This is a genomic window from Enterobacter sp. MGH 16 (assembly GCF_000493175.1).
In the GTDB taxonomy this organism is placed as follows: Bacteria; Pseudomonadota; Gammaproteobacteria; order Enterobacterales; family Enterobacteriaceae; genus Enterobacter; species Enterobacter roggenkampii.
The window spans coordinates 937,555-953,195 of the sequence record NZ_KI535695.1; the positions used below are offsets into that span (position 1 = coordinate 937,555).

Here is a 15,641-nt window from a genome sequence, read left to right on the forward strand (position 1 = left end):
ATATGGCTTTTTTTTCTTCAAACGACTGGCGCGATCGTCTTCGTGATGCGTCGTTTCGTGGCGTACCTTTTTCAGTGGAAGATGATGAGGGTTCATTTGGGCGCCGTGTTCAAGTGCATGAATATCCCAATCGCGATAAACCGTTCACGGAGGATTTAGGTCGGGCAACGCGCAGGATGACTATTAACGCCTATCTGGTAGGCGACGATTACGCTGATAAGCGCGATCGTCTTATCGGGGCTATTGAAACCGCCGGGCCGGGTACGCTTGTCCATCCTCAGTATGGAGAAATGCAGGGCAGTATCGACGGACAGGTAAGGGTCACGCACAGCAATGCCGAAGGGCGCATGTGCCGCGTTTCCTTCCAGTTCGTGGAAAGCGGCGAGCTTTCTTTTCCTGTGGCAGGCATGGCGACGGCGCAGCGCCTCACACAGTCGGGCGGTCTGTTTGATGACGCGATCGAAAGTATGTTCTCGGCATTTTCACTCTCCGGCATTGCCGACTTTATCCAGAATGATGTGCTGGCCGATGCAGCTGCGATGCTTGGCGATGTCGCAGATGCGTTCCGGATGGTTGATTCCGGCGTTTCAGCTGCAATGCGACTGCTGCAGGGAGATTTGTCAGTCATTCTGATGCCGCCCAGCGCAGCCAGTGATTTCGTGAGAGCGCTGCAAAAAGCATGGCGCGCCGGTGACAGGCTTACAGGCGATACTTCAGACCTGGTGACAATGATAAAAACCATGTCCGGTGTAACGCTTGATCCAGGGCTGGCGCCACGGGGAACCTGGCCAACAGATTCAGGTTCCGTTGGGATGCAAAAATCCCGCAGCAATATGGTTGCTGCAGCGATCCGTTCCACTGCAATCAGCACGGCATCCCAGACCGTTGCAACACTGGCACAGCCGAAAACCATCGCGGCGCAGCAGGGGCAAACCGGGAAGGTAACCGGCGGTGCATCCACTAACGACATCATCAATATTTCACATCCCGCGCTGGACGGTTCGGGCAGTACCACGGTGAAAGAAGATCCGCTTACATGGGATGAATTAACTGAAATTCGCTCGGCTCTGAATTCCGCTATCGATCAGGAGCAGTTGCGCATTACGGACGACGGGATTTTTCAGCAAATCACTGTGCTCAGAACGGACCTGAACCGGGATATCTCGGCACGTCTTGCTCAGGTGGAAATCACGGCTGAGCGTATCCCCCCGGAAGTTCTCCCTGCACTGGTGCTGGCGGCGGGCTGGTATGACGACGCGGCGCGGGAAGATGACATTCTCACCCGTAATGTGGTGCCCCACCCGGGGTTTGTGCCAGTTAAACCTCTGAGGGTACCGGTCCGATGAACAATACCGTTTTTTTACGTGTGAATGGTCGCGAGTGGGGCGGCTGGACATCTTCCCGCATCAGCGCGGGGATTGACCGGGTTGCCCGTGATTTTAACGTGTCGATCACCAGGCAGTGGCCGGGTAGTGATGGTGTGCCGCAGATTAAAAACGGCGATCGCGTTGAGGTGATGATAGGCGATGACCTGGTGATTACGGGCTGGGTTGAGGCGTTACCGCTGCGCTACGATGCAACGGCAATCACCATGGGGATCGTTGGCCGCAGCAAAACAGCAGACCTTATTGACTGCTCGGCGGCGCCAGCACAGCACAATGGCAAAACTCTTTTCCGTATTGCTGGCGCGCTGGCTAAGCCGTTTGGCGTTGACGTTGTGGACGCAGGTACACCTGCGACTGCAGTCATTGACGCGCAGCCGGAACACGGTGAAACGGTGGTGGAGTGCCTGAACCGTCTGCTGGGGCAGGTGCAGGCGTTGGCCTACGATGATGCACAGGGCAGGCTGGTGCTTGGTAAACCAGGGGCTGAGAAAGCGACCACGGCGCTGGTACTGGGCGAAAATATTCTTTCGTGTGATACAGAGCGCAGTGTCCGCGATCGGTTTTCCAGCTACCTGGTCACCGGCCAGCGCCCCGGCACTGATGACGATTTCGGTGAAGCGACGATTGCCGCCATCCGGCAGAGTACATCAGATACCGGAGTGACCCGCTACCGCCCGCATACCGTCCAACAGTCCGGTACCGCGACGACGGACAGTTGCAAAACCCGCTGTGAGTTTGAGGCCAGACAACGTGCCGCAAAAACGCGTGAAACCACCTACACGGTTCAGGGCTGGAGGCAGGGCAACGGCGAACTCTGGCGGCCAAATCTTTCGGTCATTGTCTACGACCCGTTGAATGGCTTCGATAATGAGACGCTTGTTATCGCTGAAGTGACATACATCAAAGATAACAACGGCACCACGTGCGAAATCCGCGTTGGGCCTGCTGACGCATACCTGCCGGAACCAGCTACGCCGAAGAAAGAGAAAAAAACATCGGGAGGCTCAGAATTCTGATGGCTGGATCTTCTCTTCAGAACATTGTCACGCGAGCGGTTATAACCGCGCTCGATACCGCAAAAAAATGCCAGGCCGCTGGTCTGAGGTTGATCGCTGGCGAACCAAAAGAAAACGTGGAGCATCTGGAGCCGTATGGCTTTACGTCCGCTGCGCATAATGGTGCAGAGGCAGTGATGCTGTTTCCTGGCGGCGACCGTTCCCACGGTGTTGCCGTGGTGGTCGCTGACCGACGGTACCGCCTGAAAGGCCTGAAACGTGGAGAAGTCGCCATTTACGACGACCAGGGGCAGTCGGTAACGCTGACCCGTGCCGGGATCGTTGTCAACGGCGGCGGTAAGCCGATTATTTTTACCAATGCTCCTAAAGCCCGTTTCGAAATGGATATTGAGTCCACCGGAGAAATCAAAGATCTCTGCGATGGCGCGGGCAAAACGATGTCCGCCATGCGCACGACGTACAACGGGCATACCCACAAGGAAAATGGCGACGGCGGCGGAACCACAAATCCTCCCAACCAACCAATGAGCTAAATCATGATCCTCTACGTTAACGGGCTCCTGAAGGAGACCGCGGATCCACTCGACCTTTTAACACGTGCTGTCGTTATCTCTCTTTTTTCGTGGCGGCGTGCCGAGAGCGACGACCGTGCACCAGACCCCTACGGCTGGTGGGGCGACAGCTGGCCGACAGTGCAGAATGACCGTATCGGCTCCCGCCTCTATCTGCTGAAACGCCGCAAGCTCACCAATAAAACGCCTCAGGATGCCCGCGAGTATATGCAGCAGGCGCTGGCCTGGATGACTGAGGACGGCGTGGCCGCACGCGTTGACGTAACCGCAGAACGTACCGGGATCGATACGCTGGCGGCTGGAGTTACGATTTACCAGCGTGACGGCACCATTCACAACATTACCTTTGATGATATCTGGAGTGAACTCGATGGCTGACAGTCAATTTTCACGGCCGGAACTCCCGCAACTGATAGCCACCATCCGCAGCGATTTGCTGACGCGCTTCCAGGAGGATGTACTCTTACGCAGGATGGATGCAGAAGTGTACGCGCGAGTGCAGGCCGCTGCCGTTCATACCCTCTACGGCTATATCGATTATCTGGCGCGCAATATGTTGCCCGATTTGTGCGATGAGGACTGGTTATACAGGCACGGCAGAATCAAGCGCTGCCCCCGAAAGGATGCCGTGGTCGCGGCGGGCTATGTGCGCTGGGATGGTATCAGCGGTACGCCGACGCTGCCCGCAGGAACGCAAATCCAGCGTGATGATCAGGTAACCTTTACCACCACGCAAACAGTCAAAGCGTCAGGAGGTGTGTTACGCGTGCCGCTGGTGGCGGATAACCCAGGGGCGGCAGGGAACACCGATGATGGAATTGCCTTACGTCTTGGCACGCCGGTAAGTGGCATCCCGTCAACGGGGTACGCCGACACGGTGACAGGCGGCGATGACATAGAAGAGCTGGAGACCTGGCGCGCACGCGTTATGGAGCGCTATTACTGGATCCCTCAGGGTGGCGCTGACCCGGATTATGTCATCTGGGCAAAAGAAATTGCAGGCATCACTCGCGCGTGGACTCTCCGGCATTATCAAGGGATCGGAACCGTGGGTGTCATGGTTGCAACCGGCGACCCGGCGCACCCGGCACCGGGCGATGATCTTGTTCAGACTGTCCGTAATCATATCCTGCCGCTGGCCCCCATTGCAGGCGCAGGTCTTTTCGTTTTCGCGGCTACGGAAAAAGTTATTCCAATGACGATCGCGCTGGCGAAAGATACTGCAGAAATTCGTGCAGCCGTAACTGCTGAACTGAATTCACTGATGCTGCGTGACGGTGTTCCGGATGGGAAAATTTACCTGTCGCGTATCAGCGAAGCGATAAGCCTGGCAACGGGTGAGGTCGCTCACCAGCTGCGTGCGCCGGTTGCAGACGTTGTGCTGGGCTCTACTGAACTGCCCGTGGTCGGCACCATCACCTGGGCAACCTATACGGAGGCTAGTAGCTGATGGCAATGCAGGATGAGTATGAGCAACTCCTCTACAAATTGCTTCCGCCTGGCCCGGCATGGGAGGGGGAAAATCCACTGATAGAAGGCCTGGCCCCATCGCTTATGCGCGTGCATCAGCGTGCCGATGCGCTGATGAAGGAAATCGACCCGTCGCAGGCAACAGAGCTGATTGACCGGTATGAAACCGTCTACGGTCTGCCGGACTCATGTACCCCGGATGGGGTACAGTCACTGGTCCAGCGTCAGCAACGCCTGGATGCAAAGGCCAACGTGGCGGGCGGTATCAACGAACAATTCTACCGAAACCAGCTGGACGCGCTGGGATATACCACGGCAACGATCGAACAGTTCCAGAATCTCGACAGCACGCCGGATCCTGAATGGGGGGAATTCTGGCGCTATTACTGGCGTGTGAATATTCCGACTGACGCCAACGTTAACTGGCAGACCTGCACCAGTGCGTGTAACTCCGCTATCAGAACCTGGGGCGATACGGTCGCAGAGTGCGTAATAGAAAAACTTGCGCCGTCACACACCGTGGTCGTTTTTGCTTACCCGGAAGGAACAAACAATGCATCGAATTGATACACCCACAGCTCAGGCAGATAAATTTGGCCCGGGCAAAAATGGTTTTACAAATGGTGACACGGCCACCGGCCGCCGCGCTACTTATCTCGACAGTGATATGTGGGATGCCGTTCAGGAGGAGATCTGTAACGCTATAGAGAAATCAGGCGCGGTGCTGAATAAAGGGCAACATGATCAGCTGTATCAGGCTATCGTTAAGCTCATCACTGACCGGGTGCCTGATGCGCTTTTACGCAACAATAATCTTGCTGATGTGGCAGATAAAGCGCTGGCGCGCTCGAATCTAGGGATTGGGGAAGCAGCAAAGCTTGGCGTCGCTACCAATTCGCAGATGGCAGCCGGAACAGCAACAAATCTCCTTCCAAGCGTTGCAGCAGTTATGAGTATTTTCAGTAAACGAAACTTTGCGACGAAGGATTATATCCGTATTCCAGATGTACCTGGTGGGCTGATCGTTCAATGGGGGACCGAATCTGTTAATGCTGGGGCCAATGGCAATTTTACTTTGGCGACAACTTTTCCAACCGGAGGTTTAGTTGCTCTAGGCGGCCCTTCTGATAGCACTCTCTCCACAACTTATAGAGCAGGCATCGGTGCGCCTATGTTTCCAAGTGCATCGCAGATAAGGCTTGTAAACGTTTATACAGGTAATGCGATTAACGTGAATTATATTGCAATAGGTTATTAACCATGAAATCAGTTTATTTTTCAGCATTAACCTTAGGGTTTTATCCAGAAGAATGGAAACTGGATGGGTCTTATCCAGATGGTGTGTTACCAGCAGATGCTGTAATTTTGACAGATGATGAGGCGGAAACATATTGGAAACAGAACAATCCTTTTGGGAAACAGCTTGGAGCGATTGATGGTAGACCTGCTTGGATAGACAATCCGAAACCAACTCAAGAACAATCTGTTGAGATGGCGGAAAACTTGCGTTCTGTTTTACGTGCGGGTGCGGATGAACAAATTGCATGGCTTCAGGATGCTGTTGACCTTCTTGAAGCAACTGAAGATGAAGCTTTAATGTTGACAGCATGGAAAAGATATCGGGTGTTATTGATGCGTGTAGACACTTCTACAGCTCCGGATGTAATATGGCCTGATTTACCGAAATAATTTATAATCGATGGGATTGCTGATCGCAGTTATCACTGCTAAGAAATTGAGGTTAAATTTTACCTGGCATTTAAATATTAATATACAAATGGTGTAGCAGGGGGATATCCCCCTGTTTGATTTTTTAAGCTTTATATTTAAGCACAAACATCCTTCCTTTGTTAAGGAGAGGGGTTTCTATGTATTTGTATGATAGGTGTGATGTTATTGCCAATAATGAAATGCATATTGCAAGTGCAATATATCCATTGTTATTTATAAAAGACAGGCTGTCAGTGTCTCTAATTAATTTAGCAAAGGCATGTATAACAGTTAAATGGCACAAATAGAGAGAATACGACCTGTCTCCAATCCATAGCAAAATATTCGAAAAAATACTCCGTCCAAAGATATCGCCATTGATACATAGCAACACACAAAGCGCACCAAGAACTCCAACAGTTAATGGAAGAAGAACGTGTGGTAATTGGTTTGGCAAGACGCATATCAACACCAAAGATGCAGCAAGAATGGCTATTCTAATGATTCTCGATAGTAATATCTCTGTATGCTGTGATGCTAATGAAATGGCTACGCCAAGAATAAATGATTGTGGACGAATCCACCATACTAATGATTTTACCTGAACTGGGTCAGAAGACATAACGCATGAGATAATAAAAACAATAGCAAGGATTGCTGGTAGTGTTTTTTTGCTGAAAAAGAACATGGCGATGAATAGCAAAATATATAATTGCCATTCCAGAGACAATGACCATGTAATACCGCTTAAGTCAGAGGAACCGCATACAGAACCATTTACAACGCAGTTGTACCAATAAAAGTTAGAATATGCAAGTAGTGAAGGTAATGCGGCCTTTAGTGCTAGCGGTCCATCAGCATTGAAAAATGGCGCGACATACCATGCGACTGGTATTGAAACTGCAACCCAAAAAATCAATGCAGGATATAGTCTAAATATCCTTTTAATGAAAAAAGACTTGAATGCAGAGAATGTATGCCCGCTTTTAGAAAATTCCCGCGAGATAACACGATACATTAGAAACCCAGAAAGAGCTAAAAATATATCTACTCCTGCCCACATACTTAGATAGTTTACTGAATCAGCATACCAATCTGCTGAAGGCAATCTCCATTTATAATGCTGAAAAATCACCATCATTATTGCTATCCCTCGCAATATCTGAAGATCGTTATTCTTCTCATTATGAGTTTTCATAAGTTATTTTGGATTTCCGTTAACAATTATCAAACAGCAGATTACGTGTAATTGAGTCAATGATAACACATTACGCTTGTTCTTCCTTCTCACTGAAAATGCTGTATGCAAAAAAAAGTTGGTGACATGCTAAAGTTTACTGACAAGCTTGGCGTATGATCGGAAACTCTGAAACTAACCACATTTCGGCTCTTCAAACATTTCCTACAGCTTGCAGTTCAGCTTTTCACGTTAGCAGTTTTGGGGGCAAATTTGGGGGCATTTCTGCGTTGGGGGCGCAGTTTGGGGCAATAAATTGCCCATTATTGTCCGATAATGTCTGAATGGCTCACAAGGTAAGTGGTTGAAATATAAATAAGTTATTGGTATTGCTGTCTTTTTTATTTTAACTATGCAGTCTAACGCTGATTATGTTGCTGTGGGGATAAACATTGAGTAAACCGGGGAAAAGCAACCCCCTTTCCGGGCGGAAAGGGGGGAGAGGAGATTACTTCAGCTCGTCAACCATGGTGATGGCGCGGCCAATGTAGTTCGCCGGAGTCATCGCCTTCAGGCGGGTTTTCTCTTCTTCCGGCAGCGCCAGGCCGTCGATAAACTGCTTCATACCTTCGGCATCAACGCGTTTGCCGCGGGTCAGCTCTTTCAGCTTCTCGTACGGTTTTTCGATGCCGTAACGACGCATCACGGTCTGAATCGGCTCCGCCAGCACTTCCCAGTTGTGATCCAGTTCGTCCAGCAGACGATCGCGGTTCACTTCCAGCTTGCTCACGCCTTTCAGCGTGGACTGATACGCGATCAGCGCGTAGCCGATGCCTACGCCCAGGTTACGCAGTACGGTGGAGTCGGTCAGGTCGCGCTGCCAGCGGGATACCGGCAGTTTGCTCGCCATATGCTGCAGCACGGCGTTCGCCAGACCCAGGTTACCTTCGGAGTTTTCGAAGTCGATCGGGTTCACTTTGTGCGGCATGGTGGAAGAGCCGATTTCACCGGCGATGGTTTTCTGCTTGAAGTGGTTCAGGGCGATGTAGCCCCACACGTCACGATCGAAGTCGATCAGGATGGTGTTAAAGCGCGCGATGCAGTCAAACAGCTCCGCAATATAGTCGTGCGGCTCAATCTGGGTGGTGTACGGGTTCCACTGAATGCCCAGCGAGGTCACGAACTCTTCGCTGAACTGGTGCCAGTCCACTTCCGGATACGCGGCGATGTGGGCGTTATAGTTACCGACCGCGCCGTTGATTTTGCCCAGAATTTCAACCTGTTCCAGCTGACGGTACTGGCGCTCCATACGGTACGCGACGTTCGCCATCTCTTTACCCATCGTGGATGGGGTGGCTGGCTGGCCGTGGGTACGGGAGAGCAGCGGAATGTCGCGGTATTCCACGGACAGCGCTTTCACCGCGTCGATGATTTTACGCCAGTAAGGCAGCACCACCTCTTTGCGCGCGGTGGAGAGCATCAGCGCATGAGAGAGGTTGTTGATGTCTTCAGACGTACAGGCGAAGTGAATGAACTCAGACACGGCGTGCAGCGCAGGAACGCTTTCCACTTTCTCCTTCAGGAAGTACTCAACCGCCTTCACGTCGTGGTTGGTGGTGCGCTCAATGGTTTTAATGCGCGCGGCGTCTTGTTCGCTAAACTCGGCAACGATTTTATCAAGGTAATCGTTTGCCTTTTCGTCAAAAGCAGGAACTTCCTTGATTGCTGCCTGGGCGGCCAGCTTTTGCAGCCAGCGTACTTCAACCTGAACACGGAACTTCAGCAAACCATATTCGCTGAAGATCCCGCGCAGCGCGCTGACTTTATCGCCGTAGCGTCCATCGACAGGGGATACGGCGGTCAGTGAGGATAATTCCATAATTCGCAACTCCGGGAGGTTAACAATGAGCAAGAATTTGTTTTGCCTGAGTGGTCAGGCGATTACGAGAAAACATTAGCTGCAGGCGGCCACCGCCAACCTGGTGCCACAGCACGGCGGCACGGATCCCTGCCAGCAGGGAGGCGCGTACTTTTGCCTGTACCTGCGGGCTTTGCAGCACGGCAGGGGAGCCGGTGACCTGAATTCGTGGGCCCAGCGGGCTGATGACGTCAACATAAATGCCGGCCATGGCGCTCAGCAGCGTGTCGGACTGCAGGTCAAAATGGTCAAGCTGACGCTGTAACCCGGCAATGCGATCGCCCAGGGTATTAAGCGCGCCTTTTGCTGCGCTCAGCTTACGCTCCAGCACCATCAGGCTCAACGTGTAGCGGGTCAGCTCTGCGTTTAACCCCTGACGGCTGCTGGCGTTAAGCACGCCAAGCAGGGTTTCAAGACCGAGACGAAGGTTGGTTTCACTGCCACCGAACACGCCCAGGGTTGAACCGGGGTTGAGGTCGATAACGCTATTGAGTGAAACGTGCAGGGCATCAGCGTCGCAATGACCCTGATGCGCCAGCTGTTGCACCAGACGGGCTGACTGGCAAATTCCCGCCAGCGCCAGGGTGATGTCATAGTAATTCTTCGCCACACGGTCTCCTTTATGTGTGCAAACGCTGTTAAACAGCGGGCAGCGGCAGGCGCTGTTCAATGATCCCGCCGCCCAGGCAGATTTCGCCGCTGTAGAAGACAGCGGACTGACCCGGGGTGACGGCGGCGACCGGCTCGTCGAAGCGCACGTCAATGCGGTCGTCATCAAGCGCGGTAACGGTGCAAGGAATATCGGTCTGACGGTAGCGTGTTTTCACCGTGCAGCGCAGCGTGCCTTTCAGCGGCTCACGATCGACCCAGTGCAGCTGCTGCGCGATCAGGCCAACGGACATCAGACGCGGATGGTCATGGCCCTGAGCAACAACCAGAATATTGTTTTCGACATCTTTGTCGACCACGTACCACGGATCTTCGCTACCTTCTTTCGTCCCGCCGATACCCAGGCCTTTACGCTGGCCTAAGGTGTGGTACATCAGCCCCTGATGCTGGCCAATCTCTTCACCATCGACGGTGACAATTTTACCCGGCTGTGCGGGCAGGTAACGTCCGAGGAAATCGCGGAATTTACGCTCGCCGATGAAGCAGATACCCGTAGAGTCTTTTTTCTTCGCGGTGATCAGGTCCAGCTCTTCGGCGATTTTACGCACCTGCGGCTTTTCCAGCTCGCCGACCGGGAACAGGCTCTGGGCGATTTGCTCGTGGCTCAGCGTATAGAGGAAATAGCTTTGATCTTTGTTGCCGTCCAGACCGCGCAGCAGCTGGCTTTTACCATTCACGTCTGCGCGACGCACGTAGTGACCGGTCGCAATGTAGTCTGCGCCCAGATCTTCCGCGGCGAATTCCAGGAAGGCCTTAAATTTGATCTCTTTGTTGCACAGAATATCCGGGTTCGGCGTGCGGCCCGCTTTGTACTCTTCGAGGAACAGTTCAAACACGTTGTCCCAGTATTCTGCGGCAAAGTTAACGGTGTGCAGTTCAATGCCGAGCTTATCGCACACGGCCTGCGCATCGGCGAGATCCGCTGCGGCAGTGCAGTATTCCTCGCCGTCATCTTCCTCCCAGTTCTTCATGAACAGGCCCTCCACCTTATAGCCCTGTTGCTGTAACAGGTAGGCGGAAACGGAGGAATCGACACCGCCGGACATGCCGACGATCACTTTTTTCTGGCTATTATCTGACATGGAATACTCACGACATTGAACTTCAAGGCGGCGTATTCTATCACGCCCCCCCACCATTGGCACCCTCTGTAAATGGCCAGTTGAATGCGCCGATGACATCCAGCGGTAAGCGGCCAGCAGACTGCCAGCAGCGAATGCTTTCCGCAACCAGCGGCGAGCGCAGGTTTGGCGCGTTCAGGATCTCGTCGGCGGTAACCCACAGGCAGCGATCGATGTCGTCATCCTGCGGCTCTGTGGCGCACGTTTCGCTAAGCTCAACGGCAAATAAAAAGCGCAGGAACGGAGTGTGATCGGGCGCGATCCACTGGTGCATACGGATGAAGTGCTGGGGTTCAGCGTGAATGCCGGTCTCTTCCCACAGCTCGCGTTTCGCTGCCTGCAGCAGGGTCTCATTGGCTTCAAGATGCCCGGCAGGCTGGTTCCACAGCGCTTTGCCGTTAATGCTCTCTTCGACAACCAGGAATTTACCCTTAGCGTGGACCACGCAGGCAACCGTGACATGAGGTTTAAACATAGTGACTCCTTAAGAGGTAACGTCCCGCCATTCGCCGTTTGCCAGCGTTTCCAGGGTGTAGCTGCCCATGGCGTAGCGAATCAGACGCAGGGTAGGGAAGCCGACGTGTGCGGTCATGCGCCGAACCTGGCGGTTGCGGCCTTCATAAAGGGTGATTTTAAGCCAGCTTGTCGGAATCGATTTGCGTTCGCGGATAGGCGGGTTACGCGGCCACAGCCACTCCGGTTCATTCACGCGTTCAATACCTGCCGGCAGGGTGGGACCGTCGTTGAGCGTGACGCCTTTGCGCAATTTTTCCAGCGTCTCATCATCCGGCTCGCCTTCTACCTGGACGAAGTAAATTTTGCCGGTGCGTTTCCCCGGCTGTGTGAGTTTCGCCTGTAAGGCGCCATCGTTGGTCAAGACCAGCAGGCCTTCGCTGTCGCGGTCCAGACGCCCGGCCGCGTAGACCCCCTGAACCGGGATGTAGTCCTTAAGCGTGCTGCGCCCGGCTTCGTCGGTGAACTGCGGCAAAACATCGTAGGGTTTATTGAACAGAATCACCCGCTTTGGCTGGGTTTCTTGCGGTCGTCTGGCGGCTTGTCGCGAGCTGAATCGCTCAACCCGGTGTTTTGTAAAAGAAGTTTTCTTCATGGTATTTTCAGGCGTTATCAATTGCCGCATTATAGCCTAATAACGAAGACCTTTCATGGCGTCGGACAATCAGGTACTATCGAAGGGCTCATTACAATTTATTAACATAAGATCAGTAACAACCAGAAGCGCTCGAAGGAGAGGTTAATGGAAAGCAAAGTAGTTGTTCCGGCGGAAGGTAAAAAGATCACCCTGCAAAACGGCAAGATTAACGTTCCTCACAATCCGATCATCCCATTCATCGAAGGTGATGGTATCGGTGTAGACGTTACCCCGGCAATGCTGAAAGTGGTTGATGCCGCTGTTGAGAAAGCCTACAAAGGCGAGCGTAAAATTTCCTGGATGGAAATTTACACCGGTGAGAAATCGACGCAAGTTTATGGCCAGGACGTCTGGCTGCCAGCCGAAACGCTGGACCTGATCCGCGACTACCGCGTTGCTATCAAAGGCCCACTGACGACGCCAGTTGGCGGCGGCATCCGTTCCCTGAACGTGGCACTGCGTCAGGAGCTGGACCTGTACGTCTGTCTGCGTCCGGTTCGTTACTATCAGGGCACCCCAAGCCCGGTTAAGCACCCAGAACTGACCGACATGGTCATCTTCCGCGAAAACTCAGAAGACATCTACGCGGGTATCGAATGGAAAGCGGACTCTGCTGATGCAGAGAAAGTGATTAAATTCCTGCGCGAAGAGATGGGCGTGAAGAAAATTCGCTTCCCTGAGCATTGCGGTATCGGCATTAAGCCGTGCTCCGAAGAAGGGACCAAGCGTCTGGTGCGCGCGGCCATCGAATATGCGATCACCAACGACCGTGACTCTGTGACCCTGGTTCACAAAGGCAACATCATGAAGTTCACCGAAGGCGCGTTCAAAGACTGGGGCTACCAGTTGGCGAAAGAAGAGTTCGGCGGTGAGCTGATCGATGGCGGCCCATGGCAGAAGATCAAAAACCCGAACACCGGCAAAGAGATCGTCATTAAAGATGTGATCGCCGATGCGTTCCTGCAGCAGATCCTGCTGCGTCCAGCGGAATACGACGTGATTGCCTGTATGAACCTGAACGGTGACTACATCTCTGACGCCCTGGCAGCTCAGGTTGGCGGTATCGGTATCGCCCCTGGCGCGAACATCGGTGACGAGTGCGCCCTGTTCGAAGCTACCCACGGTACTGCACCTAAATACGCAGGCCAGGACAAAGTGAACCCCGGCTCTATCATCCTGTCCGCAGAGATGATGCTGCGTCATATGGAATGGTTCGAAGCCGCAGACCTGATCGTTAAAGGTATGGAAGGCGCGATCAACGCGAAAACCGTAACCTATGACTTCGAACGTCTGATGGAAGGCGCTAAGCTGCTGAAATGCTCAGAGTTTGGCGACGCGATTATCGCGAACATGTAGTTCAGAATCTGGCCTAAAATAGAACGGGAGCCTGTTGGTTCCCGTTTTTATTATTAGTTTTCGAATGGTTATCAAAAATTTAACAAAACAAGTTATCAAAACAGCTCTGGAAGTAATGTCATGGATAGAATCTCAAAGAATGTTTTTACAGCTCTATTAATTCTGCTCTTAATATGCTTATCGTTAATTGCTCACTTTGGAAATGATAATACTTATTTTGTAGGGAATTTAATTCCGGAATTCATTGGGGTATGTGTAGATCTTATTATTATTCTTAAGGTTTTCGAAGTTTGGCAACAAAGAGATGAACGAAGAAAACTGATTAAAGTTGAAAGACGTTTAAGAGAGTTTTTAATTTTTTTCTTAAATCATACATGCCAAGATTTTCCAGTAGCAAGTAGACCTGGAAGATTCTACGGCACCGACTACGAGCAAAATCAAAAATCGTTGACTGCGTTAATTTCCCATATCAAAGATAGTGGCTTAAGCGAAGAAAATGTGTTAAAGATTCAAGCGTACTGTAAAAGTCAACATGATATCATTAATAATATGATCCCTGTTTCTTCTGAATTAGAAAATGATCATTTTAAATCATGGGTACGGATAGCTTATTTTATGAATGCTGTGGCAATTGGCCAAGAGAAAACGAGTCATGCATTGATAAAAATATTAGAAAATATTAAGCGATTCGATAAAGAATCGCATGATAAGAAATTGTATGTTGGGGCCGATTAAAAAGTCTTAAACCACTATGGTCCAATTTTTCCCGCGATCATCATTGTAGCGTTCTGTTTGTTGTTGGGATTTATGTCCCAACAGCTTTTTCGTGTCAATTCCTTGTGTTTTATATAATCTCTCCGCTAAAGAGCGTTGTTCATGGAAGGTAGCAGGTGTGCCATCCCCCCAATTTATTTCTGCTTTATCACGAGCCTTACTGAAATTCATCGTTAATGTGTTCGACTTCACCTGTGCCCCTCTTTCTGCCATTGAAGTCGCCCGGAAAAAGTGGATTAGGTATGGACTCACTGCATAGTCACGGCAACGCGCAACTACATCCCTCAAACTCCAGTCGATCGCGTTAAGCCTTAGGGATAGGGGGATCGCTAGCTTGCTCCCCGTCTTTTGCTGAACGACATGAAGATGGTCATCCCAAATATCGCTAAACTTCATGTTGGAAATATCCCCGAGGCGTTGACCGGTAACGAGTGCCAATAGCATTGCATTGCCCATGTATTGGTGGCGGGCATCAGCTATCTCGAAAATCTTTTGCCATTCGTCGAGGTTTAGACGCTGTCGAGTAATCCGCCGGCGCGGTTGTTTTGTAGCAAGAGCCGGGTTATAACCCGGCGGTACCTCGCCATAATGTTGGGCTTCTTTGAATACATCAATCAAGACTGAGCGTATGACTTGTGCCATTCTTGGCTGGCCCTCTGCAACATAGGACTCCAGTATCTGGGCAACATCTCGAACATCGACGGATGAAATGAATTTCATTCCTACGCTCTCACGAAGCAGGGCTACTGGTTTAGCCTTTTGCTTATGAGTGTTCGGCTTGATATCACCATTCTCAAGTCTTTCATCCTGAATTTTCCAATATCGATCCAACCAAGTATTTGTTGTTATCGCCTTTCCTTTGCTGGTGGCGATCTTGTCACTGATAGCCAAAACCTGCCTGGTGCGCTGTTCAGCCAGTCTCTCATTCGCTTCGATTGCTATTGCTGTTGCTTCGGCCTCGTTAGTTCCAAGACTATGAAACTTACCTGTAATGGGATGTTTATAGCGCCAGTAAATTTTATTTACCTTCCGACTGTATAGCGGATAGAGATTAGGTATCTTGACGTTGTTTTTACGTGGTCGAGCAGCCATCAGACAGTATCCTTTGAAGCATAGGAGAATCAGATTTTTTAATAACGGGCTGGGTTAAATTACCTGTAATCTCGGCATCTTCTCTTACCCGCCAGTATCTTCCTTCTTTGGTGGCCGGGGGAGTGAACATGCTCTCTTTGGCGTATCGGCGTAAAGTATTCAGACTTGGAGGATTACTCCGGTATTTTTCCGCAGCCCATTCTTCTAAAGTCAGCATTTGAAGCATGTGAT

18 protein-coding genes are annotated in these 15,641 nt (G+C 51.5%); 10 read left to right on the forward strand and 8 right to left on the reverse strand.

Annotated elements, in window-relative coordinates:
- The first annotated feature begins 2 nt into the window (after nt 1–2).
- Genes L362_RS18175 through L362_RS0122745 form a run of 8 tightly spaced genes read left to right on the forward strand, consistent with a single transcriptional unit; the run spans nt 3 to nt 6,132 of the window.
- The gene (locus L362_RS18175) at nt 3–1,346 is read left to right on the forward strand and encodes a DNA circularization protein (protein WP_023343821.1); all 1,344 of its coding nucleotides are present in this window, start codon (nt 3–5) and stop codon (nt 1,344–1,346) included.
- Nucleotides 1,343–2,401 carry a phage baseplate assembly protein gene (locus L362_RS18170; protein ID WP_023343822.1) on the forward strand — a complete coding sequence of 353 codons (1,059 nt, stop codon included), beginning with the start codon at nt 1,343–1,345 and terminating at the stop codon, nt 2,399–2,401. Before L362_RS18175 ends, L362_RS18170 begins: the two co-directional genes overlap by 4 nt.
- Nucleotides 2,401–2,934 (forward strand): phage baseplate assembly protein V, encoded by a 534-nt coding sequence (locus L362_RS18165; RefSeq protein WP_023343823.1) that lies wholly within the window; start codon nt 2,401–2,403, stop codon nt 2,932–2,934. The genes L362_RS18170 and L362_RS18165 overlap by 1 nt, the downstream gene beginning before the upstream one ends.
- Nucleotides 2,935–2,937: 3 nt before the next feature.
- Nucleotides 2,938–3,351, forward strand: coding sequence for a phage GP46 family protein (locus tag L362_RS18160; RefSeq protein WP_023343824.1), 414 nt, complete (start codon nt 2,938–2,940; stop codon nt 3,349–3,351).
- Complete coding sequence (locus L362_RS18155; protein WP_023343825.1) at nt 3,344–4,423, forward strand: baseplate J/gp47 family protein; 1,080 nt, start codon at nt 3,344–3,346, stop codon at nt 4,421–4,423. Before L362_RS18160 ends, L362_RS18155 begins: the two co-directional genes overlap by 8 nt.
- The gene (locus tag L362_RS18150) at nt 4,423–5,010 is read left to right on the forward strand and encodes a YmfQ family protein (RefSeq protein WP_023343826.1); all 588 of its coding nucleotides are present in this window, start codon (nt 4,423–4,425) and stop codon (nt 5,008–5,010) included. Before L362_RS18155 ends, L362_RS18150 begins: the two co-directional genes overlap by 1 nt.
- Nucleotides 4,997–5,701, forward strand: a complete 705-nt coding sequence (locus tag L362_RS25055; RefSeq protein ID WP_023343827.1) for a gp53-like domain-containing protein — start codon at nt 4,997–4,999, stop codon at nt 5,699–5,701. Before L362_RS18150 ends, L362_RS25055 begins: the two co-directional genes overlap by 14 nt.
- Before the next feature lie 2 nt (nt 5,702–5,703).
- On the forward strand, nt 5,704–6,132 hold the full coding sequence (locus L362_RS0122745; protein ID WP_032637655.1) for a tail fiber assembly protein: 429 nt from the start codon (nt 5,704–5,706) through the stop codon (nt 6,130–6,132).
- A 124-nt stretch (nt 6,133–6,256) separates the two neighbouring features.
- Here L362_RS0122745 and L362_RS23635 read toward each other — a convergent pair whose 3' ends face one another.
- The 6 genes from L362_RS23635 to rluE form a co-directional block, all read right to left on the reverse strand.
- A complete protein-coding gene (locus L362_RS23635; RefSeq protein WP_071787672.1) occupies nt 6,257–7,351 on the reverse strand; it encodes an acyltransferase family protein in 1,095 nt (364 codons plus the stop codon).
- A gap of 487 nt (nt 7,352–7,838) precedes the next feature.
- The gene (gene purB / locus L362_RS18145) at nt 7,839–9,209 is read right to left on the reverse strand and encodes an adenylosuccinate lyase (RefSeq protein ID WP_008500757.1); all 1,371 of its coding nucleotides are present in this window, start codon (nt 9,207–9,209) and stop codon (nt 7,839–7,841) included.
- A gap of 19 nt (nt 9,210–9,228) precedes the next feature.
- On the reverse strand, nt 9,229–9,858 hold the full coding sequence (gene hflD, locus L362_RS18140; protein ID WP_008500756.1) for a high frequency lysogenization protein HflD: 630 nt from the start codon (nt 9,856–9,858) through the stop codon (nt 9,229–9,231).
- Nucleotides 9,859–9,886: 28 nt separating this feature from the next.
- Nucleotides 9,887–10,999, reverse strand: coding sequence for a tRNA 2-thiouridine(34) synthase MnmA (gene mnmA, locus L362_RS18135; RefSeq protein WP_021241033.1), 1,113 nt, complete (start codon nt 10,997–10,999; stop codon nt 9,887–9,889).
- 40 nt (nt 11,000–11,039) lie between these two features.
- Nucleotides 11,040–11,513 (reverse strand): NUDIX hydrolase, encoded by a 474-nt coding sequence (locus L362_RS18130; protein ID WP_023292763.1) that lies wholly within the window; start codon nt 11,511–11,513, stop codon nt 11,040–11,042.
- A 9-nt stretch (nt 11,514–11,522) separates the two neighbouring features.
- Nucleotides 11,523–12,176, reverse strand: coding sequence for a 23S rRNA pseudouridine(2457) synthase RluE (gene rluE / locus L362_RS18125; RefSeq protein ID WP_023343830.1), 654 nt, complete (start codon nt 12,174–12,176; stop codon nt 11,523–11,525).
- 117 nt (nt 12,177–12,293) lie between these two features.
- Between rluE and icd the strand changes: the two genes are divergently transcribed.
- Nucleotides 12,294–13,544, forward strand: coding sequence for an NADP-dependent isocitrate dehydrogenase (gene icd, locus L362_RS18120; RefSeq protein WP_023292761.1), 1,251 nt, complete (start codon nt 12,294–12,296; stop codon nt 13,542–13,544).
- Nucleotides 13,545–13,664: 120 nt separating this feature from the next.
- The gene (locus L362_RS18115) at nt 13,665–14,279 is read left to right on the forward strand and encodes a hypothetical protein (protein WP_023292760.1); all 615 of its coding nucleotides are present in this window, start codon (nt 13,665–13,667) and stop codon (nt 14,277–14,279) included.
- Nucleotides 14,280–14,285: 6 nt separating this feature from the next.
- Here the strand turns inward: L362_RS18115 and L362_RS18110 are convergent, their stop codons facing one another.
- Entirely contained in the window at nt 14,286–15,410 is a 1,125-nt protein-coding gene (locus L362_RS18110) for a site-specific integrase (RefSeq protein WP_023343831.1), read from the reverse strand.
- Nucleotides 15,391–15,636 carry an excisionase gene (locus L362_RS23640; protein WP_071787694.1) on the reverse strand — a complete coding sequence of 82 codons (246 nt, stop codon included), beginning with the start codon at nt 15,634–15,636 and terminating at the stop codon, nt 15,391–15,393. The genes L362_RS18110 and L362_RS23640 overlap by 20 nt, the downstream gene beginning before the upstream one ends.
- Nucleotides 15,637–15,641: the final 5 nt, after the last annotated feature.

What these genes read in the sequence shown, in the direction of transcription:
- icd (WP_023292761.1), top strand. Translation starts at nt 12,294, where the DNA reads ATGGAAAGCAAAGTAGTTGTTCCGGCGGAAGGTAAAAAGATCACCCTG.
- L362_RS0122745 (WP_032637655.1), top strand. Translation starts at nt 5,704, where the DNA reads ATGAAATCAGTTTATTTTTCAGCATTAACCTTAGGGTTTTATCCAGAA.
- rluE (WP_023343830.1), bottom strand. Translation starts at nt 12,176, where the DNA reads ATGCGGCAATTGATAACGCCTGAAAATACCATGAAGAAAACTTCTTTT.
- L362_RS23635 (WP_071787672.1), bottom strand. Translation starts at nt 7,351, where the DNA reads ATGAAAACTCATAATGAGAAGAATAACGATCTTCAGATATTGCGAGGG.
- L362_RS18155 (WP_023343825.1), top strand. Translation starts at nt 3,344, where the DNA reads ATGGCTGACAGTCAATTTTCACGGCCGGAACTCCCGCAACTGATAGCC.
- L362_RS18115 (WP_023292760.1), top strand. Translation starts at nt 13,665, where the DNA reads ATGGATAGAATCTCAAAGAATGTTTTTACAGCTCTATTAATTCTGCTC.
- mnmA (WP_021241033.1), bottom strand. Translation starts at nt 10,999, where the DNA reads ATGTCAGATAATAGCCAGAAAAAAGTGATCGTCGGCATGTCCGGCGGT.
- L362_RS18160 (WP_023343824.1), top strand. Translation starts at nt 2,938, where the DNA reads ATGATCCTCTACGTTAACGGGCTCCTGAAGGAGACCGCGGATCCACTC.
- L362_RS25055 (WP_023343827.1), top strand. Translation starts at nt 4,997, where the DNA reads ATGCATCGAATTGATACACCCACAGCTCAGGCAGATAAATTTGGCCCG.
- L362_RS23640 (WP_071787694.1), bottom strand. Translation starts at nt 15,636, where the DNA reads ATGCTTCAAATGCTGACTTTAGAAGAATGGGCTGCGGAAAAATACCGG.
- L362_RS18110 (WP_023343831.1), bottom strand. Translation starts at nt 15,410, where the DNA reads ATGGCTGCTCGACCACGTAAAAACAACGTCAAGATACCTAATCTCTAT.
- L362_RS18175 (WP_023343821.1), top strand. Translation starts at nt 3, where the DNA reads ATGGCTTTTTTTTCTTCAAACGACTGGCGCGATCGTCTTCGTGATGCG.
- L362_RS18165 (WP_023343823.1), top strand. Translation starts at nt 2,401, where the DNA reads ATGGCTGGATCTTCTCTTCAGAACATTGTCACGCGAGCGGTTATAACC.
- L362_RS18130 (WP_023292763.1), bottom strand. Translation starts at nt 11,513, where the DNA reads ATGTTTAAACCTCATGTCACGGTTGCCTGCGTGGTCCACGCTAAGGGT.
- L362_RS18170 (WP_023343822.1), top strand. Translation starts at nt 1,343, where the DNA reads ATGAACAATACCGTTTTTTTACGTGTGAATGGTCGCGAGTGGGGCGGC.
- purB (WP_008500757.1), bottom strand. Translation starts at nt 9,209, where the DNA reads ATGGAATTATCCTCACTGACCGCCGTATCCCCTGTCGATGGACGCTAC.
- L362_RS18150 (WP_023343826.1), top strand. Translation starts at nt 4,423, where the DNA reads ATGGCAATGCAGGATGAGTATGAGCAACTCCTCTACAAATTGCTTCCG.